A 25092-nucleotide genomic window follows, 5' to 3' on the forward strand; every position below is an offset into this window, starting at 1 on the left:
TAACAACTGACGATTATTGATCGTGCGCCGCAACATTATTAATTATCAGGAGTTAATTATTAACTTAAAAAAATGACCGTAGATTTATTATTAGGACTGCAATGGGGCGATGAAGGCAAAGGAAAAATTGTTGACGTCCTCACTTCCAGGTACGACATTATTGCCCGATTTCAGGGCGGTCCGAATGCCGGGCACACACTAGAATTTGATGGCATTAAGCACGTCCTCAGGACTATCCCCTCTGGAATTTTCCACAAAGATTCTATTAACGTCATCGGGAATGGCGTGGTCATCGACCCGGTCGTATTTCAAAAGGAGATTGAAGGCCTGGCGAAATTCAACATCGACATCAAGAACAAACTGATCATCTCCCGTAAAGCACACCTGATCCTCCCGACGCATCGTCTTCTCGACGCCGCATCTGAAGCTTCGAAAGGCAAAGCGAAAATTGGCTCTACATTAAAAGGAATCGGTCCAACCTATATGGATAAGACAGGACGAAACGGGCTTCGTATCGGCGATCTTGAACTCGACGATTTTAAAGACCGCTACCGCAACCTCGCTGACAAGCATGAGGCCATGATTAAATTCTATGATGTGGCTATCCAATACAACCTTGCAGAACTTGAAAAGGAATTTTTTGAAGCCGTAGCCGATTTAAAGAAATTGACCTTCATAGATAGCGAAGAGTATTTGTACCAGGCACAAAAATCCGGAAAATCGATTCTCGCCGAAGGAGCGCAAGGGTCTTTACTTGATGTGGATTTTGGAACATACCCTTATGTAACCTCATCCAATACGACCGCTGCGGGCGCGTGTACCGGTTTGGGGATTGCGCCAAACCAGATCGGAGAAGTCTATGGTATTTTTAAGGCGTACACCACCCGAGTAGGAAGCGGACCTTTCCCCACTGAATTGTTTGACGAAGTGGGTGCAGACATGGCCCGTATCGGTAATGAATTCGGATCCGTAACCGGAAGGCAACGACGTTGTGGCTGGCTGGATCTTGTAGCTTTAAAATATGCCATCCGCGTAAACGGCGTCACGCAATTGATGATGATGAAGGGCGATGTGCTTTCCGGATTTGAGAAACTGCAGGTTTGTACAGCCTACAATTACAAAGGGGAAATCATTGACCACCTGCCGTACAATATCGAACCGGAAAATGTCACTCCGATTTATACGGAATACAGCGGCTGGCAGGCAGATTTAACAGGAATGACAACCTATAATGAATTGCCAGCAGAGTTGAAATCCTACATCGAATTCATTGAAAAAGAGGTTGAGGTTCCTATAAAAATTGTATCGGTTGGGCCTGACCGGAAACAGACCATTATGAGATAATAAATTGCCGCCTTACAGCGGCTTTTTTATTGGCCACGGCTATAAAAAAACTGCCCCTAAGGGCAGCTTGATAAGAGTGTGTTTGCATTAACTAATTGAAATTCTGATCGTGTGTTATTCCTTTACCATCTTGCCCCGTTGCGAATGTCCATTTGCGTCAGTGATACTATAGAAATAAATACCGGGGGTCAGATGCTGCACGTCAACCGACGGAAAAGCCTTAACATTCCGGATAACATTCCGACCGTTAACGTCGAAGACAGAAACCCTGCACGTTTCAATGCCGGGTCCCTGAAAACGAACTTCGCCATTTGTAGGATTGGGCGAAATCGTAAACTTATCGCTAAATTTGGCACCAACACCTTTTCGTGATTGCGATCCAAAACCGGCATTGCACTCAACACCAACAATACTGTAAATTTGCCGTACTTCTTTAGGTGAGCAATATTGGACCATATCGTCATTTTGAAAACTAATTGGGTAAGATGCATCGGTTCCATCTGTATATTGCAGATAAACGATAAAGCATTGGTGACAATCAGGCCCCAGCAACTTATACTGAACGCAATACATATCACAACATTTGGTAAAAGTGTAATCCACACAAAGTGGCGGTGGTGGCGGTGGAACTGATGTCGCCAAAACGATGGCAACCCTGCCAATGCCTACCCCAGTCTTTACCGCGACACTGACAACAGGTGTTTGCCCGGAAAAATCGTCTTTGAAAACTGTAGTAAATCCAGTAATCCGGGTATCAGCGTTAAACTCAGCCGTCTCATTGACGTAATGATCATACCCTCCACTCAATTCAGGCGAAACAAAAAAAGCTGCGGATGTATCACCACAAGCAGATGTAATGGTCAGGCGTACGGGCGTATCCCATGGAATCTCGCCGACAGCTGAACTAACAATGCCCGCTGAATCAAATGCGGTCTTAAAAAAAGTAATTTTGCCATCCTGGCTCGTCCCCGAGAGGATACTACTACACCCCTGTTGCCCGTAGGTAAGGCAGCAGCAGGTCAATAGCAACGCATAAAATGCATTTTTAATTGATTTCATAATTAGATAGATTTAGGGGTTTCTCTACTTTCAGGTTTTATAGTCGCTGTTTCGAAAATTCCGACTTTACACACTTCATTTAAAATAATTTCAATTAATTATTCGCAATTTACGATATTACAAGCACTTTGCCATTCTCGTATAGAATACTTAATTAACTATTTTTTCAACAATTTCATAAAAAAAAACGACTGCTGAAAGTCAGTCGTCTGGATCTGTGCACCGCACCGCCAAATACATCAAAAGTCCGTACGGAAGCAAAAACTGAACGCATCCGCTAATAAGATGTTATCCTAAAAAGGTTGGGATTATTGTTTTATAACGATTATTGTTGCCTTGAAACCCGTGGCGAGATTCCAGCTATTGGCCGAAATTACTTCTCCCTTATCGTTATAAACGACAAGCTGAGCTGTATTGGGTCCGGAAGACCCCTGATTCAGGGCTTCAAACTCTATGGTATTAAACCCGGGATTCAATGGCAATTCAAATCCCTGGAAATCGCTGTCCAAAGTTACATTCGAGCGGGCAATGATTCCATTAGCATAAATCCGAATCTCATCGCCATCCACAAATTCATGGTCGCGGTACATGATATTAACGGTTCCAGAAGTAGTCTTGATATCACCTAAGTACTGATCTTTTCGGATTGCCTGTTGATTTTCACTTAAGGCATTATCCTTGTTCAGTTTTTTAAGATAGGGCGTTCCGGCATTCACAAACTGCGGCTGGTCCATGATGCCTTTTCTTTCAGGCTCCATCAACGGCTTTACTTCCTCGGGCTTTTTATCAAAAAGGCTTGGCGTTGGCAGTGTTGGACTTACTGTGGTCGGTGTAGTGGTGGTATTGCTTCCCGGAAGGATCGGTTTAAATTTTTTCCCAATGTCATTTTGGGCAAAAGCGCCAAATCCAGACAGGAGCAAAATGTAGCCGAAATTCCGCATAACGTAAAATATAACATTGAACCGCCGATAAAAGTATAAAAATCCTGCTGCCGTTTTAAAAAAATAACATTTCTCTAAGATTTAAGCTTTTACTTTTGGACCAATTTAAAGATAAATGACTCAGAAGGGTTTATATCAACTTCCAAAATACCGCTCCCTTTCGCTACGGTGAGTTTGGAGTTTTGCTTTTTATAAAGTTGGTCCTGCATGTCATAAATTCCGTCACTAAGTCCCCATTGACTAATTAATGACTCTGGAATAAGCAGATTGAAATGGCTTTTGCTGACCCATGAAAAATTGTTGACAATCACGAGCTTTTCATTATCCGCCCAACGCGCAAAGGAATAAATGCCTTCACTGTAGCCTTTTGATTGCCTGCGGTTTATTGTTTGCAATTCCTGGTACTTCCCCATCAAAGCGTCGCTCTTTATGGTAAAATTAAGCAGCCTCGAATAAAAATCCCTGAGATCCTGTTCCTCCGCCGACAATTGTCCCCCATCAAATTCACCATTGTTCATCCAACGCTGGTGGTGCGGCACACCAATATAATCAAAGATGGACGTACGGGACTTTTTACCGAAACCAGCGTCCTCATCGCCTGGCTCACCGACTTCCTGTCCAAAATAAATCATCGTTGGTGAAGTGCCCACAGTAGCAGAGTATACCATTAATGGTTTCCCTTTCTCTGGGGTTCCCGCAAATTCGCGGCTGGCAAGCCTCTGCTCGTCATGGTTGTCCAAAAAATGGAGCATATGGTGCTCAATGTCCTTAAGACCGCCCTGAATATCTGCCAGCGGATCCGGAAGACTATGACCCTGAATGACTTTCTTTAACTGATCATATGTTTCCACTTTATCATATAAATAATCCATTTTACCATAATGGATATAATTGCGGTACTCTTTCGGATTGTAAACCTCCGCCATCAGGAAGGCATCCGGATTTCTCATCTTTATCGCTGAATTCATATAACTCCAGAATTCGTAAGGCACCATTTCAGCCATATCATAACGAAAACCATCTACGCCTTTCCCAATCCAGTATAGCGCAATATTGCGGAACTTCTTCCATGAATCAGGGACATCTTTTCCCTTCCAGAAGTTATAATGTTCCTGGTAAGAGCGTTTGTCAAAATCCACCGGAAGCTCTGGAAAGTCCTTAGTGCCATCTGGTTTAATACCATAATTAATTTTTACTGTTTCGTACCAGTCGTCATTACTCGGTTTTGGCAATCGCGAACCATTCCCGGTCCATTTTGCCGGATTTTCAGTAAACTTACCATCAATAAGCGGGTTTTTCTCCCCGTTTAACGGCTTATAATGATCCGAAGTGGGCACTTCGAAAGCCTTCCCCGGAATATAGTAAAAGTTGTTGTCGCGCTTGTATTCCACGGAAGTGTCATCATCCGCACCAAAATCCCGAACACCTTTAGGATTTGACTTGCCCTCGTATTTACGGGCAATATGGTTCGGAACAATATCGATAATCACTTTCATACGGTATTTATGGGTCCGCTCCACCAAGGCCTCAAATTCTTCAAGCCGATGCGCCGGATCGTTCGCCAGGTCAGGATTTACATTGTAGTAATCCTTTACAGCATATGGGGAACCTGCGCGTCCTTTAACGACATCGGGATCGTCATTAGAGATACCATAAGCGGTATAATCCCCTACTAAAGCATGATGTGGAACACCGGTATACCAAATGTGGGTGACACCCAGCTTTTTGATTTCACTTAAAGCCTTGTCCGTAAAATCACTAAATTTTCCAACACCATTGACTTCTTTTTTCCCCCAGGGCTTGTTGGCGGTCTTCTTGTTTCCGAACAGTCTGGTAAAAACCTGATATACCACTATTTTTTTCTCAGGTGCTCTCGACACCGCTCTTTTCTCAGGCATTGGCGCAGTATTTTTTGTTTGTGCTGAAACCGATAAGAAACAGATGATCAGGACAGCGGTCAATATTTTTTTCATGTTTGCGTAATTAGGCATGCGACGCATGGCTTACAAATATAAATAAAGCTTTGGGATTTCAAAGTAGCACCACTATAGCAGTATAAATATTTCTTAATAACAATCGGTGTTGCTACATTTTACCTAAATTTGGCAAAAAATAAAATACGTTGAAAAAGTACTTTTTTCTCTTCTTTTGCGGCTTCCTGCTTTTGGCTTCAAAGCCAGCCACTGCACAAAAGGCAAAACCGATTATCATTGAGAATGCAGACCATTTCGACATCAACCAGGCCGAAATCCCGGACGCGGCATTGCTCACCGGCAATGTGCGTGTAAACCACGACGGCGTCATCATGACCTGCAACAAAGCGTATTTCTTCCAAAAAGAAAATTACCTCAAAGCTTTTGGGAATTTCCAGATGGTACAAGGAGATACATTGTACATGAATAGTGAATATGCCGAATACAATGGTAATGTAAAACAGGCCTTTGCAACAGGAAAACCGGTACTTCGCACACCTGACATGACATTGACAACTGACACCATCCATTTTGACAGGAATATCCAACAGGCATACTATAATTCGCCCGGAACCATCGTAAACAAGGAAAATACGTTGAAAAGCAAGTCCGGAAGGTACTATGCCAAAGAAAAAAAATTCCAGTTCCTGACCGCTGTCACCATCACCAATCCAAAGTATGTAATCAAGTCAAATCATCTGGACTATTACAACAATTCTGGGCACGCTTACTTATTTGGTCCCTCGACGATTACCGGCGACAAGGACTACATTTATACTGAAAAAGGATTTTATGACAACAAGAAAAACGTCGGACATTTCCTAAGGAAATCCTATATACGCTACAAAGACCGATTGATCGAAGGCGACAGCCTTTATTATGACCGCACGCGTGAGTTTGCCTCTGCCACCAACAACGTCAAGATTACGGATTCGATCAATAAGGGGCTTGTCAAAGGACATTATGCCGAAATTTACAAAGCGAAGGATTCCATGTTCGTAACGAAACGCGCCGTCGCAATCAACCTGGTTGAAAATGATTCGGTGTACATCCACGGCAAAAAGTTAATGATCACCGGAAAGCCCGAAAATCGGGTAATTCGGGCGTTCAATAATGCACGGTTTTACAAAACAGACATGAGCGGGAAGTGCGATTCGATACATTCAAGCCAAAAAGAAGCTTTGACAAAACTAATCGGGCATCCGATTATCTGGAACGGCAAAAATCAAATGACCGGCGATGTCATGCACCTCGTCGGGAACAACAATACCGAGAAACTTGATTCGTTAAAAGTTCTGAATAATGCGTTCCTTATTGCCAAGGATACCGTCGGAAATGGGTTCAATCAGGTCAAGGGCGTCAATTTATACGGAAAATTCAATGACAACAAACTGAACGAGGCGGACGTCGTAAAAAACACCGAAATCATCTATTTTATGCGTGATGACAAGCAGGAACTTATTGGCATCAATAAAAGTGTCAGCAGCCGCATCAACCTAAAGCTGAAAGACAATGAAATCGATGAAATCACCCAGTATGACAAACCCGATAGTGATTTGTATCCGGAAACGAAATTTCCCGAAAATGCGCGAAAACTTAGGGGATTTATCTGGCGTGAAGACGAGCGCATCCGAACCAAGGACGATATTTTCCCAGTAGAAGAAAACGAACTTGATGACAAAATCCAGGCTGCAAAGAAAGCCGCTGAACTCAAACCGGACGTCCCGATGAAAGTCCGTAAGGAAACCAAGGATTATGACAAGAATCACCCGTCTGGAAAGAAAACATTACCTCCTCCAAATCCGCAAAATTAATTCCCTTGAAAAAAGATTTCCTCAAATACCAGGCGCAGACTTCCCCGTACCCGCTCGGCATGGAAGTATCACATGCGGAAGGCTCGTACATTTACGACACCCATAACAAAAGATACCTTGACTTCGTCGCGGGCGTTTCAGCCATCGCAGTAGGCCATCGCAATAAGCGCGTCAATGATGCCATTAAAGCACAACTCGATAAATATTCGCACGTGATGGTGTATGGCGAATATGCACAGGATCCCGCGGTAGCGTATTGCAAGCTATTGGTAGAAAACCTACCAGCGCCATTAGACAAAGTATACCTGGTCAATTCAGGGACTGAAGCTGCTGAAGGCGCGTTAAAACTCGCGCGACGCGTTACCGGGCGGAGCCAGCTGATTTCATGCCATAACGCCTACCACGGCAATACGATGGGGTCCATGAGCGTCATGGGATTCGAAGAACGGAAACAGGTTTTTCGCCCGTTAATTCCGGATGTCGATTTTATCACGTTTAACAATGACGCCGATTTACAGAAGATCACGACGAAAACGGCCGGCATCATACTCGAAAGTATCCAGGGCGGCGCGGGATTCATCCAGCCGGAAAATGGATTCCTGAAAAAAGTACGCGAACGCTGTACTGAGGTGGGCGCAGTCATGATTGTCGATGAAATCCAACCCGGCTTCGGACGTACCGGAAAACTGTTCGGATTTGAAAACTACGATGCGGTTCCCGACGTAATTATTATAGGAAAAGGAATGGGCGGCGGTATGCCGGTAGGCGCATTCGTAGCGCCATCACACATGATGGATCTGTTGAGCCATGACCCAAAACTCGGACACATCACGACCTTCGGCGGACATCCTGTCATAGCGGCAGCCTGCCTCGCCACTTTACAGGAAATCATCGAAAACGGGCTGATGGCGCAGGCCCTGGAAAAAGAAGCGTTGTTCCGTACACTTTTGGTACATCCTTTGATAAAGGAAATAAGAGGGAAAGGGCTCATGCTTGCCGCAATGACCGAGAAACCGGAGATTACCGATAAAGTAATTTTACAATGCCAGGATGAGGGGTTAATCCTATTTTGGCTGCTCTTTGAAGGACGCGCGATCAGGATTACGCCTCCCCTAACGATTTCAGAAGACGAAATCCGGGAAGGTTGCGGGATTCTTTTGAAAGTGCTAGACAGCGTAATGGATGATATGAGAAGCTGATCCTGCTGTACGTTCCTATCAAAGTATGCTGTTAATTAAATTGTTCACAACAATAAAATTACAGCCCGAAATCAACAATAAGCTTGCCTAATTTTAGTTAGGATAATTTTAAAGATAAACAGTATGCAATTAAGCAACGAAGAAGAAGACTACAATTTATCCTTATCAAAATTCGAATCCATGTTGAAAACCAACAAGGTGCTCTTTTTTGATTCCGAGGAATTTGAAGAAATCATCCTTCATTACCTCGATATGGGTAAAGCGTCTTTAGCAAAAAAAGCCTTAAAATTAGCACTGGAACAGCATCCCAAATCCACAGGCCTGAAGCTTGTACAGGTAGAAATGCTCGTTTATGATGACAAACTTGACACAGCCGAAAAGCTGCTGAATGAACTCTTCGCTATTGAACCGAACAACGAAGAAATATACATCCAAAAAGCCAGTATTTATTCAAAAAGGGATGACCACGAGAAAGCCGTGGAATTTCTTAAAACCGCTTTGGAATATACCGACGACTTCGCAGATGTTTATAATCTGATGGGCATGGAATACCTTTTTATGGACAGCCTGGAATTGGCCAAGGAAAGTTTCATCAAATGCCTTGAAGAGGATTTTGAAGATCAGGCCGCCCTATACAATGTGGTATACTGTTTCGAATTTCTGGACCAAAATGAACAGGCAATCGAATACCTCGCAAAATATATTGAACGAAATCCCTACAGTGAAATCGCCTGGCACCAAACCGGACGTTTACACTATGGACTTAAACAATATGACGAAGCTTTACGCGCGTTTGATTATGCTACCCTGATTGACGATGAATTCCTTGGTGCCTTCATGGAAAAGGCAAAATCACTGGAAAGGCTGAAACGATATGATGATGCCATTGAGGCATACAATCGGACGATAGAACTCGAAGACCCAACGTCATATGCGCTTTTACGAATTGGAAAATGTCACGAAAAACTGGGCAATAAGGCTTTAGCGCTCAAATTCTTTAACAAGACGGTGCACGAGGATCCATTGCTGGATAAAGGCTGGATCGCCATCACCGACTTTTACGTTCGGCAGAAGAACTTTCAAAAAGCTTTGTTTTACGTCAATAAGGCGTTGAATATTGACAATCAAAACCGCCTGTATTGGAAAAGATATGCCACAATAAACCGTGAAATGAATTTCTATGAGGAAGCCGAATTCGGTTACAGAAAAGCGGTGGAATTTGGTGATGCTGCGCTGGATACCTGGCTGTATTGGGTTGACATACTCCAATTCCTGGGAGAATTCGACACTGCGATAGAAACCTTGTTACAGGCAACTGAATTTTTTCCGGAATCATACGAAATCGAATACCGTCTTGCAGGGTTGTATTTCATGCTGCATGAAGATACCAAAGGAAAATTCCATGTCGCCAATGGGCTGCGCCTGGATTTCGACAACCACCATATCCTGGCGGATCTGTTTCCGGTGATCTGGACAAGGAAGATTGTTCAGAATGCCATTCACAAACACCGCAAATAATTTTTTTTTATACACAGTTCCTGTTCTCCGGCGCCTTACTTCCGGAGAACTTTTTTATACACCAAAAAATGTCAAATTTTAACCAGTTCGGGCTTGTAGGCAGGAACATTTCCTATTCCTTCTCAAAAAAATATTTTACTGAAAAGTTCAGCAAAGAAAACCTTGGGGAAAACACTTACGAAAATTTCGACATCGCCGACATCACTGAATTTCAGGATATTATTGAGGAAAATCCCGATTTGAAAGGCCTGAATGTTACCATTCCTTTCAAGCAAAGCGTCATTCCGTACTTAGACAAGGTTTCAAAAAAAGCCAACGCAATCGGGGCGGTAAACACGATAAAAATAACAAAAAAAGGCAGGCTCAAAGGCTACAATACCGATTGGTTTGGCTTCAAAAAATCGCTTTTGCCTTTGTTACATCCCCACCACAGGAAAGCTTTGATTCTGGGGACCGGAGGCGCTTCAAAGGCAGTTGCCTATGCATTGGAAAAACTGGACATCGGCTACCTGTTCGTATCCCGAAACGAAGGCAAAAATACGATCACGTACGATCAGGTTTCGCCTTATATCATGGAGGAATACACAATCGTTGTCAATTGTACGCCGCTTGGCACAAGTCCTGATACAGATGCCGCGCCGGAAATACCTTACAACTATTTTACTTCTGGCCATATTGCTTATGACCTGATTTACAATCCTACAGAAACAACCTTTCTTAAAAACGCCGCAAAAAAAGGGGCTGTGACAAAAAATGGTTACGAGATGCTGGTATTTCAAGCCGAAAAAGCCTGGGAAATTTGGAATTCCTAGTGAACCGTTCCCAATTCACTTCACCGCTATGAAAATCACCGTAAAAGGTTTACGCTTTTAAATACAGGTTTTTCTTTGAATTTTGGTCCGCCTTTATTACCTTACGCCCTCAAATTTTACGAACGTTATACATTTATAAAAAATGTTAGAAGAAAAGAATGACAACCTGGCTCAAAACGAAAATGAGACAGATGGAAATGTAGAAAACCCAAACCAGGAAACGGTAAATGCGGAAAATCACGTAGAAGCACCGACTGACGAAGTGGCCAATGACGCTGAAGTTGCGCAGGATGTTTCAGCTCCGGAAGAAACAGTGAATGAAAGTGCAGATACAGAATCGCTGGGCGACGCTATGGTTGCAGAACATGAATTAGGCGAAACACCGTCGGATGAAACCTTGCTTACGGAACAGAATGATGAACCTGAATCAGAAGAAACGGATAGCCCGGCAGAAACTGAAAGTGAGGCAACAGTAGACAGTCCTGATGCACAAGTAGAGGATACTCCCGAAGCCATTATCGATGAGATCACCGAAACCACAGCTGACGTTGAACCTGAAAGCGAGGAAGAACAGGCTGCAGTGGAGACTGAACTGGTACACGGGTCGCAGGCAGCACCTGACACTGAACAGGCCGCTATTGACGCTATAGCCGAAACAAACGCCGAAGAAGGCGAAGATGAAACCCTCGCAGGCCGTCATGAAATCCCGATGCAGGACTATGAAGCAATGCCTATGGACAAGCTGGTTTCCGAACTGGAAATCCTTGTGGCGGTTGACAAAGTCATGTCAGTAAAAGACCACGTCGAAAATTTACGTACGGCATTCCTTTCCAAATACAACCATTTTATTGAAGAGAAAAAAGAAGAATTCCTGGCCGAAAACCCGGATGGTACGGAAGAATTCCATTATCACTATCCGCTAAAGTCAAAATTCGACGTCTTATACAACCAATTCAGGGATAAAAAGAACATCCACTTCAAAAGCCTTCAAAATAACCTGCAGGCGAACCTGGAAAAACGGCTCGCTATTGTCGAGGAATTAAAGGAACTGATCAATCCGCAGGAAAACATCAAGGATACGCTGAAACACTTCAACGATCTTCGCGACCGTTGGAAAAATGCCGGCCCGATCCCAAAAGACAAATATAACCACGTGTGGAATAACTACCATTTCCACCTGGAAAATTTCTATGATTACCTGCATTTGGACCGCGAAGCACGCGACATCGACTTCAAGCACAACCTGGAACAGAAGGAGCGTATCATCACCCGTGTAGAGCAGCTCGTCAATGAGCCGGACATCAATAAGGCATTCCGTGAACTGCAGGATTTGCATAAAATCTGGAAAGAAGACATCGGTCCTGTTTCAAAAGACCACCGTGAGGATGTGTGGAACCGTTTTTCGGCGTTGACAAAACTGATGCACGACAAACGCGAATTGCTTTTTGAAGGGCAAAGGGAACGGGAAAACCAAAACCTCGCTGCGAAAAAAGAAATTATCGCCAAAATTGAGGCACTGGCACAGGAAAAAGTGACGGCGCATGCTTCATGGCAAGGCCAGGTGGAAAAAGTCGAAGCGCTACGCAACGAATTTTTCTCGGCAGGCAAAGTCCCTTCTGAAGTCAATGAAGAAACCTGGGCGGCTTTTAAAACCGCTGTGCGCAACTTCAATGCGCTGAAGAATTCATTTTATAAAGACATTAAGAAAGACCAGAATGATAACCTGAATAAAAAGCAGGCGCTTGTGGAACGAGCAAAAGCCCTTCAGGAAAGTGAAGATTTTGCCGCAACCACACCCGTGATGAAACAAATTCAGGAAGAGTGGAAACAGGTGGGACACGTACCAAGAAAATACTCCGATAAAATCTGGAAAGAGTTCAAGGATGCCTGTAACCACTATTTCGAAAGACTGAAGGCACAGCGCAATGAGGCCAACACAGAGGAAATGGAAGCTTTCGAAAAGAAAAAAGCCTACATCGAAAGCCTTAAGGATTTTGAAATGACAGGCGACCACAAAACCGACCTCGATGCCATTAAGGCACACATCGAAACGTGGAAAGGACTGGGCAGGGTTCCTTTTTCAAGAAAGCACATCGATGGGAAGTTCAATAAAGTACTTGATGTATTGTTCGAAAAACTGAGCCTGAGTAAAAAAGACACCGACATGATGCGCTTCAGCAATAAGGTGGAGCAGTTATCGGAGTCAAATGATACGCGCAAGATCGACAACGAGAAAATCTTCCTGATGCGTAAGATTGAAGAAGTACAGTCAGAGATCTTCCAATTGGAAAACAACATTCAGTTCTTCACGAATACTAAAAACGCGAAGAAGGAAAATTCGATTGTACTTGAAGTCAGGAAAAGCATTGAAAGGCATAAAGACGAGCTTTCTGTGCTGAAAGACAAACTAAAAAAAGTCAGGAGTTTAGGCCAGGAATAACGCCAGTTTCTTTAAATATACAAAAGCCTCATTAAACGTGAGGCTTTTTTTATGCGCTCCCCGCCCCTAGCCCTGATCGACGCGGCATCCTTTTGTGGCGCAGCGCAGCGGAGCCACAAAAGATACAGCAGAGAGCAGGATAAGGCTCCTGAAAAACTACCCCTTTTTATCCATAAACAAGTAATACACCGGAATCCCGAGTGCTACAATTCCGAGCCCAAGTCCTGTGTTCGCGGTATCGTATACCAATAGCGTCACGCAAATCGCCGCGGTCACGACTATATAAAGTGCCGGTACGAAAGGGTATCCGAAAGCTTTATAAGGACGTTCGGCTTCCGGTTCCCGTTTCCTTAATATAAAAACCCCTCCGATGGTCAGCATGTAAAACAACAGTGAGGCGAAAGTCGCATAGGTCAGCAGGTCGCCGTATTTTCCGGAAATGCACAAGATGCAGGCCCAGAGACACTGTACCCAAAGCGCTTTGGCAGGAACATCATGTGCGTTCAATTCGCCCGCTCCTTTGAAGAATTGTTTGTCTTTTGCCATCGCATAAAAAAGCCTTCCGCCGGACAATACCAAACCGCTGTTGCAGCCAAACGTCGAAACCATAATCAGCGCCGCCATGACAAACACGCCGATATTGCCCATGAATACGCTTGCTGCAGCGGCACCAACACGTTCTTCGGCGGCAAATGCAATTCCTTTTTCCATTACGGTAGCGCCATCGATGGTGCCGTTTAGTGGTAACAAAGCGAGGTATGCGATATTTGCCAGGATGTAAATGATGGTCACGATTAATGTCCCTAAGAACAGGCTGCGTGGGATATTCTTTTTTGGTTCTTTTATTTCACCGGCGATAAAGGTCACGTTGTTCCAGGCGTCGCTTGAAAACAGGGAATTGATGATTGTAGCACCCGCAGCGCCCAATACGGCAACGCCCACGAGCTTTGTTACGGCCACCGTGCCATCGGGGTTCTCTACGGTTTTAGAGGCTTCCCACATGTGGGCAAAATTATTGGCCAGTACATCCGATTGCAGTCCGACGTAAAGCCCAAAAATAATGATGGAAAAAAGCGCAATCAATTTGGCCGAAGTAAATACCAGTTGGATCGTCTTTCCTGTTTTAACGCCTTTGGTATTGATGTACGTCAGCAGCAGGATGCTTGCCATCGCAAGGACCTGTTTGTACGTAAACACCCAGGTTTCACCGACTGCAAAGATCTCGATGTCTAATTTGGGAAAAAATACTGCGGTGTATTTTGCAAAAGCAACAGCCACAGCGGCAATGACACCTGTCTGGATGACGGTAAAAACGGTCCATCCATACAGAAACGACAGCAGCCTGCCATACGCGCGCTGGATGTATACAAACTGCCCGCCTGCTTTCGGCATCATGCCTGCCAATTCCCCATAGCTCAACGCGGCGGTCATCGTCAGGAATCCGGTAATGAGCCACAACGCCAGAATCCAGCCGGCGGAACCGATGTCGCGTGCCATTTGTGACGTAACAATAAAAATTCCCGATCCGATCATGGAACCGGCGACAAGGCTTGTGGCATCGATCAGCCCGAGTGAGCGTTGTAAGTGGTGTTTTGTTTCAGACATATTTTGGTTTGGTTAATTCGTTGATAGAGTAGGAATATTTTTGCTTCTCCGCTGCGCTTGAAGTTGTTTCCGGTAAAGCTACAGTTTTTTTGCCTCGTTCCAGAACACGTCCATTTCTGCTAAAGTCATCTCGCTTAAAGGTTTCCCCAATGCACCGGCTTTGCTTTCCAGGTATTGGAAACGTTTAATGAACTTCTTGTTGGTGCGTTCGAGCGCGTCCTCGGGATTGATATCCAGAAACCGGGCATAATTGATCATGGAGAACAGTACGTCACCGAATTCACTCTCCATCCGGTCTTTGTCGCCTGATTGCACCTCATCCTGCAACTCCGCCAGTTCTTCCTGAACCTTGTCCCATACCTGGCTTGGCTCTTCCCAATCAAAACCGACGCCTTTGGCCTTATCCTGGATGCGGCTGGCTTTGACTAAAGCCGGCAAACTGCGCGGCACACCTTCCAATACCGATTTCTTGCCTTCCTTCAGCTTTAGCTTCTCCCAGTTCTGTTTTACTTCTTCTTCGTCTTTCACGACGGTATCGGAATAGATGTGCGGATGCCGGTGGATCAGTTTGTCGCAGATTTCATTGCATACGTCAGCGATATCGAAGCTGTCCGTTTCACTGCCTATTTTAGCATAAAAGACAATATGCAGCAACAGGTCGCCGAGTTCCTTTTTTACTTCGTTGAGATCGTTATCAAGGATCGCATCACCGAGTTCATACGTCTCTTCTATAGTAAGGTGGCGCAGTGTTTGCAGGGTCTGCTTCCTGTCCCATGGGCATTTTTCCCTGAGGTCATCCATAATGTCGAGCAGCCGCCCGAATGCCTGAAGCTGTAATTGCCTGTCTGCCATAATTATTGTTTTGCATAAAAATAAAAAATCCCGCCACTTGATTTGAGTGACGGGACTATATTTTATAAAAAGATGTTAACTATTCTTCTGTAACTGGCGCTTCTTTTGTTTTCGCCGGTGCTTCTTTTGAGACCAGGCCTTTTGCCTGCAGCAGGTTATACCAGTTCAATACCTTCTTGATATCGGATACGTAGACACGGTCTTCATCATAATCCGGAAGGACTTCCTTAAAGTAAGCGGTCAATTTATCGTTGTCTTCTTTGTGGGAAATGGCTGCACCTTCATTCTCTTTTACAGCGATGTTACGCATCACTTCAGCAAGTGGTTTCTCTTCGGTATTGGTGTACATTGAAATTTCTGAAAGCAGGCTGACGTTGCTTCTCAAACCCACCGTAATCTTTTTCCCATCCAGCAAAGATTCTGCAACGAATCCCGTACGGGTCTGTATTTTTAATGCGTATAAACCCGGTTTTCCGGAAATGGCCAATATTTTCTCTAAATTCATTTTAAATATGTTAATACGTTAATTGGGTTATATTTCTTTTACCTGCCTTTTTTGGCGTGGAATTTCATTTTATAGTCCGGACGGGCTTTCCCCTCCATAATATTTGATAGTTTTTTCTTGATGAGCTGTTTCTTTAACGTCGAAATCAGGTCTGTAAACAAAATGCCTTCAATGTGGTCGTATTCATGCTGGATCACGCGGGCAACGAGTCCGTCGAAAACTTCGGTTTTCTTATTGAAATTTTCATCAAAGTATTCGATGGTGATTTTCTCATGACGGTATACGTCTTCGCGTACGTCCGGAATGCTGAGGCAGCCTTCATTAAAGCCCCACTCCTCGCCTTCTTCCTTCAGCATCTTTGCATTGATAAACACCTGGCGAAAACTCTCAAGCTGTTTTTGCTCGTCTTTTGGGAGGTCTTCGTCTTCACTGAACGGTTTGGTATCGATTACGAACAAACGAATGGCAAGGCCCACCTGCGGCGCCGCTAATCCGACTCCATATGCATTGTACATCGTCTCGAACATGTCTGCGATGAGTTGCTTCAGGTTTGGATAGTCTGCAGTGATCTCATCACATACTTTCCGTAAAACCGGGTCGCCGTAACCTACGATTGGTAAAATCATTTTCTTTTCTTTAAATAACGGTCCTGCAAATATGCATTGGAACGGGTCAGCAAAAATAATGAAAAAACCATCATGACATAAAGCGCACGCAAGAATTGGCGTTTTTTTACAAATTTCTCTTAAAACACTCCGTGCGAATCGCTTATCGCTTTAACATTTTTTACCTTTGCGTATATTTTAAGTAATGGTTACAAAAGTCAGGAATTTTACCGCGAGCATTAACTTCTCAAATGCATTGAAGGTCACTTTGGCAGCGGTTATTCCGGTGGTTACACTGAACTATTTCGGGTATTTCCAAATGGGATTCACGATCGCGCTGGGCGCACTGCTCACCTATCCTTCCGACATCCCAAGCAACAAACGCCATAAGATCAAGGGTGTCGGCATTGCGGCATTGATTGTCGCCGGTGCGAACCTGCTGATGAACGTGCTGTATCCCTATCCTTTTATCCTTTATCCTGTTTTTACCTTCCTGATTTTTTTCCTGGCGATGATTTCAGTGTATGGTCAACGGGCGAATATGGTATCGTTCTCAGGATTGCTCGCACTGTCACTGGCTTTTGCGCACCTTCACCAGGGTTGGGAAATGCTGCAATACTCCGGCCTGATGCTTGCCGGAGGGTTGTTTTACCTGCTGGTATCATTAGCATTCGACCTGATCTGGCCGCACCGTTATGCACAGATGCAACTTGCGGATTGCATTCGGCTGACTGCAAAGTACATGAAGCTGCGTGGGGATCTTTGGGATGCTGATGCCGATCGGGATAAAATCATTGAAAGCCAGCTGCACCTGCAGGTGGAGCTCAATACGATACACGAGAACCTGCGCGAAATCCTGATCCGCAACCGGTCAAATTCCGGGGCGTCGAACCAAAACCGCAAAATGCTGCTCGTGTTTATCTCGTGCGTTGAGATATTGGAGCTTGCACTGGCTACTTCCTTTAACCACAACCAACTGCAACAGAAGTTTAAGGATTTTCCGAAGGCGCTGCCCACGTATCAAAGCCTCGCTTACAATCTTGCCGCGACGTTGAAGCGCGTTTCAAAAAGCATCTACAACAACAAGCCTTATGTTTCAAAACATAAACTAAAAAAAGAAGTTGAAGCGCTTGAAGCGGTAATCCAGTCCTATCGCCAGGAGTTTGGTGACCAGGCCACGGAAGGTGTGTTGATGCTGTCGAATATGCTGCATTATGCCGAAAAGCAGATTGAAAAAATCCGTGTGATGGAACGTGCCTTTTCTGCCAATACGGACCTGAAAGAATTGCTCGTCAAAGATAAGGATATCGAACGGCTGGTCGCGCCCGTGTATTACCCTTTTAATACATTAAAGGAAAACCTCAGCTTTTCGTCGATCATCTTCAGGCACTCGCTGCGGCTCACGGTAACGATCCTTTTTGGGATGGCGTTTGGGAGTTTGCTGCCGCTGCAGAACCCGTATTGGATCCTGCTGACGATCATTGTCATCATGCGACCGGGTTACGGCTTGACGAAGGAGCGTTCGTACAACCGTATGCTGGGCACGGTGTTTGGGGGATTGATTGCTTTTGCGATCCTGTACTTTGTGCACAACAATACGGTTATCGGAACCCTGGCGGTGTTTTCCATGCTGCTGGGCTTTGCGTTTACGCAGATCAATTACCGCGTGGGCGCTACCTTCGTAACGATGTATGTGGTGTTCATCTACGGGTTATTGATGCCTGACAACAACCAAGTGGTCGAATTCAGGATATTGGATACGGTAATCGGTGGTACGCTGGCGTTTATTGCAAATTACCTACTGTGGCCGTCGTGGGAATTCATGAGCCTGCCTGCTTACATCGTCAAATCGATTGAAGCCAACCGCAATTACCTGCGTGAAATTGTTTCGTATTACACGGCGAAGGGCGAAGTTACGGCGGCGTACCGCCTTTCCCGGAAGAATGCCTTTGTGGAGACGGGTAACCTGATGGCCTCGTTCCAACGCATGTCGCAGGAACCGAAATCCAAGCAGAAACAGATCCAGTTGCTGTACAAACTGGTGGAACTAAACCATACCCTGCTGTCCGCATCGGCATCTATCGGTACTTACATCCAGACGCACCACACGGCAAAAGCCTCAGAGGCGTTTAACGTGGTCATGAGCACAGTGATCCGCAACTTAGACCATGCTGTAAAAGTGATGGAACACGATGCCGTCGATTCGCCGGTATTGGGCACCTCAAAAGACTATGAGCTTGACGTCCGGTTTACGGAATTGAAGAACCTCCGCGCCAAAGAGCTTAAAGCACTGGCGAATGACGATACCGAATTTTACCTGAAGATGCAGGAATCACAACTGGTTTTGGAACAATTGGTGTGGCTGATCAGTTTGTCTGAGAGCATCTTAAAGACAACCACGCGTCTTGAGGAAAAACGATAAATCGCGCGCTGGTTTTCAGTAGTTTCCGGCCATGTAGCCCTGCAGCAGGATGGTGGCGGCAATCTCGTCGACGAGGGCTTTATTCTGCCGCTGTTTTTTTGACAATCCACTATCAATCATCGTTTGGAATGCCATTTTCGACGTAAATCTTTCGTCTGCGCGCACGACGGGCATTTTTGGAAACCTGGACTGAAATAAGACCACAAATTTTTCGATGATTTCAGTGCTTTCGGACGGCTGCCCATTCATCTGCATGGGTTTACCGACGATTACTTTCTCTACTTTTTCCTTTGAAAAATAATCGGCGAGGAAAGCGATGGCGGTTTCGGATGGAATGGTCGTCAATCCGGACGCAATTAATTGCATTTCATCGGTGATGGCAATCCCAGTGCGTTTGATTCCGTAGTCGATGGCGAGTAATCTTGGCATTTTTTTCTGTAAAAGTAACGATTTACAATCAAAGCGTGCGATGAATGGCGACCGTACGTTACTTTATCAGCATGTAGCCGATGGCCGACTGGAGCTTATCGGGGCAAAGGTGCCGCAATACATAAAGGTAGGCGTATAGTCCGAAAAGGAGGCATGGTAAAATCACCGCTGCTGTCCATGCCAATGAAAAACCGTACAACATCCGCGAGATCACTATCGGTTTCAGTTTCAGATGCAGGATGAATGCGGACGCCAGTATACAAACAATATGCAATACTGAAATAATCTTGTAATATTGAGGAAAATACCTTGGTGTGTAGTAGTTCAACAACCAGGAGGGGTAAAAACTCATTTTATAATCCTGGAAATAAACGGCGCGAAAATACAACAGCAGCGCCACCAGCATGGAAATGGCGAGATAGCCAAAAGCAGTCCAGAAGGCGGCGATAAACGCTTCGTGAAATCGGAGGGCATATTTCTTAAACACCATGCCAAACAAAAACAATCCGATTGACGCGGGAATGGCGGCGAACAATGCTGCGGGAACGAATACGATACCGGCGGCCAGCACCAATGCTACAGTGCCGTAATATAGATTTGTGTAATTTTTGCTCATTCGTCTAATGGATTAATCGTTGAAACCTGTCAATTGTGTTCGTTTGCCTGCAATACGTTCTGGTACATCCTAACCGTGGACGATACTTTGTCCCTGCGCCGCACTGGGTTAAAATACGACGGGTTTTCCAATAGCAATAACATGGTAATCTGTTCTGCCTCGTTCAGTTCCGGTACTGATTTATGGAAATAGTATGCTGCTGCCTGGTGTACATCCTTTTTCCCGAAACCAAATCCACCTTCACTATGCAATAATAAGAATTTTATGCATTCTTCGTCAGAAAATTCTCTTTCTAATTTAAAGTGGTAGAGCCTGTTGAATATTCCATGGTGTCGGGCGGTGATGACATAAGCGGCATCTTTGCACGGACAGGGTTTGTTTTTGCGCCCGGCGTACATTTTTATATATAAGGCAGCCAATGTGTCGAGGTCCTTTTCCATTTTGCCGGCCGTAAGTTCTTTGTGCACTTCCCGGTATGTGTCGTCGTGGTATAGGGGGTTGAGATCACCGAGCGCGAATCCATAGCCCAACAGCGCGAGCACTAAAACGATTCCGGTAACTTTTAGCAGGGTGTTCTGCATTGGGTATTAATCGCCGTCGTGGTGATCCGTTGGATTTTCGGCTGGCTGGAGCGCACCATCGACGATTTCCGTATGGCGGATCTGGCCACCGAGGTATCCGGTGCGGGCGACGAGACCGAAACTGATTAGCGCCAGCAACAAAACGAGGATTCCCATCGTCCTTCCGGTTGTCGGCCGGGTGCGTGTGAGGAACCATGCAATCAAGGCGGCAACACCCAAAACGATCAGCGAAATCAGTGCGTAGAGCGCGAAATGTTCGTGCTCATGGATGGCATGGCGGGTTACGCCTTCGAGGTGTTCTACTTTTTCCTCTGCGCCTTCCCCGGTGAGGTAGGCGATCCCTGCCCCGATTGAGGATAAAAGAAGTACGAGATACGCTGCTATGTTGGTAGCATTGCTTTTTGCCCAAAGTCCGTAAGCGAGGACTATTGCCCCGCACAATGAGCCGAAAATCGGCAGGTGGGTGATCAGTAAATGAATGTGTGCCTGGTCCATGGTAAGTGTGTTTTAAGGTTAAAGGTATGGAAAATGGTGGTTATGGGTGCTACTTCCCGGTAAATGTTTGTGCGTTTTGGGTATTGAGACGGGATGGCTGTAACCTTACTGCTGCGGACCGATGCTTGCGGCTATTTTCATTGTTTTTATGGTTAAGGTACGGATTATTGAGAATTTCTCTGGTGTTTTTTAGGCTCTATAATTTACAATTGAAACCAATTGTCCAGAAAGTCGAGTGAGGGATTGATTGTCTTGATCAGATTGAGTTTCTTCTCCCTTCTCCATTTCTTAATTTCCTTTTCGCGCGCAATGGCTTCATCTATCCAGGTGAATTTTTCGAAATACAGTAAATAATGTACCTGGTATCTGGAGGCAAACGTTGGAATACTCGATTGGATGTTTTCGGAATGTTGTTGTAACCTATTTTTCAGGTTGCCCGTTACTCCGGTATACAGTACTGTTTTGGATTTATTGGTGATGATGTAAATGTAGTAGGTATGGTAACCTTCGTGGAAGTGCATGGCGTGTAGTTTTATACTAATTTAGTGATACTTCCTCGAAATGACAACGTCCTACAGGGAAAATTAGAGTAATGGGGAATAATTGTAACGGGTTGGTTGACAATAGCGGCGAAGATTTCTCCTTCGTCGAAATGACAACGTCCTACCGTGAAAATTAGAGTAATGGGGATGATTGTATTTTGGGTGGAACCCGCCAGCCTTCTTCGTCGAAATCACAACGTAATACGAGGTGAAATTGTAGTGGTGAGCGTGCAAGGCTGTGTCGTTTAGAATAAAGAAAAGCGCCTGTTGGCGCTTTCCCGATTATCCCTGCGGCGGGTTGTGGGCTATTGTTCCCGGAGCTGGATGGTGGCGAAGTTGCGGTTGCCGTTGGTGATGGCGATAGTGTGAAGCAATTCTTCGTAGCCGGGCAGTACGAAGCGCAGTACGTAAACGCCGTCGGGGAGGCTTTTTACGCGGAAAGTCCCTTTGGCGGTGGTGCGCGCCTTTTGTGTGTGTCCGTCGATGGTCATTTTGACGCCTTTGAGCGGGACGCCGGCGGCGTTTACGACGGTGCCGCGCAACGCCAGCGGTTGTGATGGCAGGTTCACGATGATGCGGCGCTGCCAGTAATCGTTGTGGAAATCGGGTTGGCTTTTGCGGCGCGTTTTGACGAGGTTGTCCATGTGCAGCAACGCTTCATCGGCGCGGCGGAAGCCTTCCTTAACCTTTTTTGTCGCATCGGCCTTCGCCACGACGTTTAAGCGCGGGGTCGACATCAACGCCTTAAACAAGTCGGTGGCGGCGCTGAGTTCCAAGATTTCATTTTTGCCAATACCGTAGGGTGCGAGATCGTTTTCCCATTCGGTGATGAGTTTGACGATGTTCTCGGCCTCGAGCGAGAATTCCTTGTCATTCAGTTTGCGTAAAGTGGAATCGGCGGCTATTACCCCTTGTGCGATACCGGGCTTGTTGTTGTCGGCGGCAAAGGCCTTGACGATGAGCTCCGCGTTGAGCATGCTGTTGAGCAATGCTTCGCGCGCGGCGGTCTTGTCGGCGGCGGTCAGGCGCGGATAATCCTGCTGCTGGCGCGCTGCCACATCGATGTCGGCGATGGCCAGCTTAAACTCCGTGAGGTGTGTGTTGAACTTTGGCATTCCGGCGATGATGGCCGGGTCGGCTGTGGTTTCAAGGTCTGCGGTCACCACGTACATCGCTAACCTTGCGGTTTCTTTTGCATTCATTTTGTATTGTGTTTAAATTACTAATATGGCCCCGCACTACGCTGAACCTGAGGCTAATGTAACAGGTTGAATAAAGCACTTTTAAAATTTTGCTAATATTTAACTTACAAAAATTTGGAAGTCAGCAAAATCAACGCTTCGCAACTATGTGAATTTTATGTTAAATCAACATTTTAACAATATGTAAGGGTTTTTTTAATATTTTTTTATCATTACGCTTATTAAATACAATACGCAAACGATTTCGAAATGTACATGCTTTAATACTGCTTTCTGATATCAGGCATTGTCACATGGATATGCCGTTCGTTTGGTATTTTAAATCGGGCTGTAAGAAGCGAAACCCGCTGTGTTTCGACCGCGAAGCGTTGTAATTCCATCGCGAAGCCTCGTAATTTGACCGCGAAGCCTTGTAATTTGACCGCGAAGCCTCGTAATTCGACCGCGAAGCCTTGTAATTTGACCGCGAAGCCTCGTAATTCGACCGCGAAGCCTTGTAATTCGATCGCGAAGCCTTGTAATTCGATCGCGAAGCCTTGTAATTGGGACTGTTTAATTAGCTGTGTAAAGTCGCGGCCGCTCCTATTAAGGCAAACCATTACCGGCAGCGCACTAAACTGTAAAAGCTTCCGTTTGCCGGGGTGTTTTTTTATTATTTTTGTTTGGTGTTTTGCCTTAATCGTTCCTGTGCCTGTCTGAAATATGCGTTTTGCCGTTGTGATGGAACAGCGGTACCTTATTCGCCTTGGTGGTGCCCCCCCCTTGTTGTGGGCACGGCGCGGGGCGCGACGCGTATTGCTGCGAAAATGAACTTACAGTGGCAAAGGACTATTTTGACGAAGGTGGCCCGCTGTTGGGTCGGTAACACACTACATCTGTTCCCTAACAATGCCGTTGATACGGCTTTAATACCTACCATACTATGACTATAGCGGCACTACTGGCTGACAAGACCACGAAAACGAAAGCCAAAACGGAGGCACTCGCCGGCTGGCTGCTGGACGGTTCGCTGCCGGCAGAGGAGCTGGTCGCCTTTGCGGAAACGGCTAAGGATGCCGATAAGGGAACGTGTATTGAAGCGATCGAATACGCGACGCAGCGTCGGCCGGACATTGCTACCGATGGGGTATTTGATTTTATGGTTGGGTCGCTTGCGGCGAAAGCACCGCGGGTGAAATGGGAAAGCGCGAAAGTGATTGGGAACACGGCGCATTTGTTCCCGGACAAACTCAGCGTGGCGGTTGCGGGCCTGCTCGTGAATGCATCGCATGAGGGCACGGTGGTGCGGTGGGCAGCGGCTTTTGCACTCGGGGAAATCCTGAAGGGCCACACAGCGCAACATGCTGATTTTCTGGCTTCCATTGAGTCGCTAGCGGCGCAGGAGCAGCAGAATGGTGTGCGGAAGAAGTACCTTGATGCGGTAAAAAAAGCGGCAAAAAAATAGCGGTATGTTGAGGCTATTTTTCTTTTGTGAAAGAAAAACTTTTTTGCTTAACTTCGTCTGGCTGCGGCGCGTGGCGTTGGCTTTGCGTTTCCGGAGGGTATTCCGGCGCCACGGAATCCGGCAGCAGGTTCGATTAAAAACGGAAGCAATAACACGCAGGTTGCCACCCCTGTAAAATACCTATTTATGGAATTACCAACATTTAAGTACCATCCAAACGCGTACACACTGGAAATCATTTCGGAAGAAGACATCGTTTGTGAATGTTGCGGCGCGCCCAGTCCGTATCGGTACAACGGGCCTTTTTATACGGTAGATGAAATAGAAGATCTTTGTCCGTGGTGCATTAAAAATGGCAAAGCGGCGGAGAAATTCGGGGGCGATTTCCAGGATCCCGCGGCTGTGGACGGCGTCGAAAACGAATCGGCGATTGTAGAAGTTTCCCAACGTACACCGGGTTTTGATGCCATCCAGGAAGCGAACTGGCTCGCGCATTGCGATGACCTTTGTGCTTTTGTCGGTTATGCGAATCCGGAATTGGTGGCGCCGATCCTGGATGAATTGATGGACGACATTGAAGACAGCGGGTTTGACGTGGCTGAGATGGTTAAAGGCCTGAAAAAAGAAGCGTTGGACGGGTATGTGTTCCAGTGCCTGCATTGCGGTAAGCACCGCATTTACTTTGACGATTAGC

22 protein-coding genes are annotated in these 25092 nt (G+C 45.6%); 9 read left to right on the forward strand and 13 right to left on the reverse strand.

Translation table 11 applies throughout. The features are described 5' to 3' along the window. Window positions 1-72 precede the first annotated feature (72 nt). Complete coding sequence (locus CFE23_RS10635) at window positions 73-1344, forward strand: adenylosuccinate synthase (RefSeq protein WP_291087670.1); 1272 nt, start codon at window positions 73-75, stop codon at window positions 1342-1344. Between the two features lie 114 nt (window positions 1345-1458). On the opposite strand, the gene CFE23_RS10640 is transcribed toward CFE23_RS10635, so the two are convergent. The 3 genes from CFE23_RS10640 to CFE23_RS10650 all read right to left on the reverse strand — a co-directional run bounded on the left by CFE23_RS10640 (window position 1459) and on the right by CFE23_RS10650 (window position 5317). Further along, a complete protein-coding gene (locus CFE23_RS10640; RefSeq protein WP_291087675.1) occupies window positions 1459-2403 on the reverse strand; it encodes a T9SS type A sorting domain-containing protein in 945 nt (314 codons plus the stop codon). A 308-nt stretch (window positions 2404-2711) separates the two neighbouring features. Beyond that, window positions 2712-3344: a hypothetical protein gene (locus CFE23_RS10645; protein ID WP_291087678.1), complete on the reverse strand. Its 633-nt coding sequence runs from the start codon at window positions 3342-3344 to the stop codon at window positions 2712-2714. Between the two features lie 89 nt (window positions 3345-3433). Next, complete coding sequence (locus CFE23_RS10650) at window positions 3434-5317, reverse strand: alpha-amylase family protein (RefSeq protein ID WP_291087680.1); 1884 nt, start codon at window positions 5315-5317, stop codon at window positions 3434-3436. Between the two features lie 185 nt (window positions 5318-5502). On the opposite strand from CFE23_RS10650, the gene CFE23_RS10655 reads away from it, so the two are divergent. The 5 genes from CFE23_RS10655 to CFE23_RS10675 all read left to right on the forward strand — a co-directional run bounded on the left by CFE23_RS10655 (window position 5503) and on the right by CFE23_RS10675 (window position 13100). Then, window positions 5503-7131 (forward strand): OstA-like protein, encoded by a 1629-nt coding sequence (locus CFE23_RS10655; protein ID WP_291087760.1) that lies wholly within the window; start codon window positions 5503-5505, stop codon window positions 7129-7131. Between the two features lie 5 nt (window positions 7132-7136). Further along, a complete protein-coding gene (locus CFE23_RS10660; protein WP_291087683.1) occupies window positions 7137-8330 on the forward strand; it encodes an aspartate aminotransferase family protein in 1194 nt (397 codons plus the stop codon). Window positions 8331-8453: 123 nt separating this feature from the next. After that, window positions 8454-9848: a tetratricopeptide repeat protein gene (locus tag CFE23_RS10665; protein WP_291087686.1), complete on the forward strand. Its 1395-nt coding sequence runs from the start codon at window positions 8454-8456 to the stop codon at window positions 9846-9848. 68 nt (window positions 9849-9916) lie between these two features. Further along, window positions 9917-10660 (forward strand): shikimate dehydrogenase, encoded by a 744-nt coding sequence (locus CFE23_RS10670; protein ID WP_291087689.1) that lies wholly within the window; start codon window positions 9917-9919, stop codon window positions 10658-10660. A gap of 142 nt (window positions 10661-10802) precedes the next feature. Beyond that, window positions 10803-13100 carry a DUF349 domain-containing protein gene (locus CFE23_RS10675; protein WP_291087691.1) on the forward strand — a complete coding sequence of 766 codons (2298 nt, stop codon included), beginning with the start codon at window positions 10803-10805 and terminating at the stop codon, window positions 13098-13100. A gap of 156 nt (window positions 13101-13256) precedes the next feature. Here the strand turns inward: CFE23_RS10675 and CFE23_RS10680 are convergent, their stop codons facing one another. The 4 genes from CFE23_RS10680 to def all read right to left on the reverse strand — a co-directional run bounded on the left by CFE23_RS10680 (window position 13257) and on the right by def (window position 16688). After that, window positions 13257-14705: an amino acid permease gene (locus tag CFE23_RS10680; RefSeq protein ID WP_291087694.1), complete on the reverse strand. Its 1449-nt coding sequence runs from the start codon at window positions 14703-14705 to the stop codon at window positions 13257-13259. Between the two features lie 78 nt (window positions 14706-14783). Then, window positions 14784-15557 carry a nucleoside triphosphate pyrophosphohydrolase gene (gene mazG, locus CFE23_RS10685; protein WP_291087697.1) on the reverse strand — a complete coding sequence of 258 codons (774 nt, stop codon included), beginning with the start codon at window positions 15555-15557 and terminating at the stop codon, window positions 14784-14786. 79 nt (window positions 15558-15636) lie between these two features. Then, window positions 15637-16062 carry a DUF5606 domain-containing protein gene (locus CFE23_RS10690; RefSeq protein ID WP_291087700.1) on the reverse strand — a complete coding sequence of 142 codons (426 nt, stop codon included), beginning with the start codon at window positions 16060-16062 and terminating at the stop codon, window positions 15637-15639. A 38-nt stretch (window positions 16063-16100) separates the two neighbouring features. Continuing rightward, a complete protein-coding gene (def, locus tag CFE23_RS10695; RefSeq protein ID WP_291087702.1) occupies window positions 16101-16688 on the reverse strand; it encodes a peptide deformylase in 588 nt (195 codons plus the stop codon). A gap of 184 nt (window positions 16689-16872) precedes the next feature. On the opposite strand from def, the gene CFE23_RS10700 reads away from it, so the two are divergent. Then, window positions 16873-19089 carry an FUSC family membrane protein gene (locus CFE23_RS10700; protein ID WP_291087705.1) on the forward strand — a complete coding sequence of 739 codons (2217 nt, stop codon included), beginning with the start codon at window positions 16873-16875 and terminating at the stop codon, window positions 19087-19089. 15 nt (window positions 19090-19104) lie between these two features. Here CFE23_RS10700 and ruvX read toward each other — a convergent pair whose 3' ends face one another. The 6 genes from ruvX to CFE23_RS10730 form a co-directional block, all read right to left on the reverse strand. Beyond that, entirely contained in the window at window positions 19105-19518 is a 414-nt protein-coding gene (gene ruvX / locus CFE23_RS10705) for a Holliday junction resolvase RuvX (RefSeq protein WP_291087707.1), read from the reverse strand. A 58-nt stretch (window positions 19519-19576) separates the two neighbouring features. Then, the gene (locus CFE23_RS10710; protein WP_291087710.1) at window positions 19577-20134 is read right to left on the reverse strand and encodes a hypothetical protein; all 558 of its coding nucleotides are present in this window, start codon (window positions 20132-20134) and stop codon (window positions 19577-19579) included. 29 nt (window positions 20135-20163) lie between these two features. Beyond that, the gene (locus CFE23_RS10715) at window positions 20164-20715 is read right to left on the reverse strand and encodes a transglycosylase domain-containing protein (RefSeq protein ID WP_291087713.1); all 552 of its coding nucleotides are present in this window, start codon (window positions 20713-20715) and stop codon (window positions 20164-20166) included. A 6-nt stretch (window positions 20716-20721) separates the two neighbouring features. Next, window positions 20722-21156: a hypothetical protein gene (locus tag CFE23_RS10720; protein WP_291087716.1), complete on the reverse strand. Its 435-nt coding sequence runs from the start codon at window positions 21154-21156 to the stop codon at window positions 20722-20724. 257 nt (window positions 21157-21413) lie between these two features. Next, window positions 21414-21731 carry a GIY-YIG nuclease family protein gene (locus CFE23_RS10725; RefSeq protein ID WP_291087719.1) on the reverse strand — a complete coding sequence of 106 codons (318 nt, stop codon included), beginning with the start codon at window positions 21729-21731 and terminating at the stop codon, window positions 21414-21416. A 326-nt stretch (window positions 21732-22057) separates the two neighbouring features. After that, window positions 22058-22954, reverse strand: a complete 897-nt coding sequence (locus tag CFE23_RS10730) for a carboxypeptidase-like regulatory domain-containing protein (protein WP_291087722.1) — start codon at window positions 22952-22954, stop codon at window positions 22058-22060. A gap of 922 nt (window positions 22955-23876) precedes the next feature. On the opposite strand from CFE23_RS10730, the gene CFE23_RS10735 reads away from it, so the two are divergent. Then, window positions 23877-24398 (forward strand): hypothetical protein, encoded by a 522-nt coding sequence (locus CFE23_RS10735; RefSeq protein WP_291087725.1) that lies wholly within the window; start codon window positions 23877-23879, stop codon window positions 24396-24398. Between the two features lie 186 nt (window positions 24399-24584). After that, window positions 24585-25091: a CbrC family protein gene (locus CFE23_RS10740; RefSeq protein WP_291087728.1), complete on the forward strand. Its 507-nt coding sequence runs from the start codon at window positions 24585-24587 to the stop codon at window positions 25089-25091. Window position 25092 lies beyond the last annotated feature (1 nt).

Origin of the sequence: Flavobacterium sp. BFFFF1 (assembly GCF_002256285.1) — a bacterium.
GTDB lineage: Bacteria > Bacteroidota > Bacteroidia > Flavobacteriales > Flavobacteriaceae > Flavobacterium.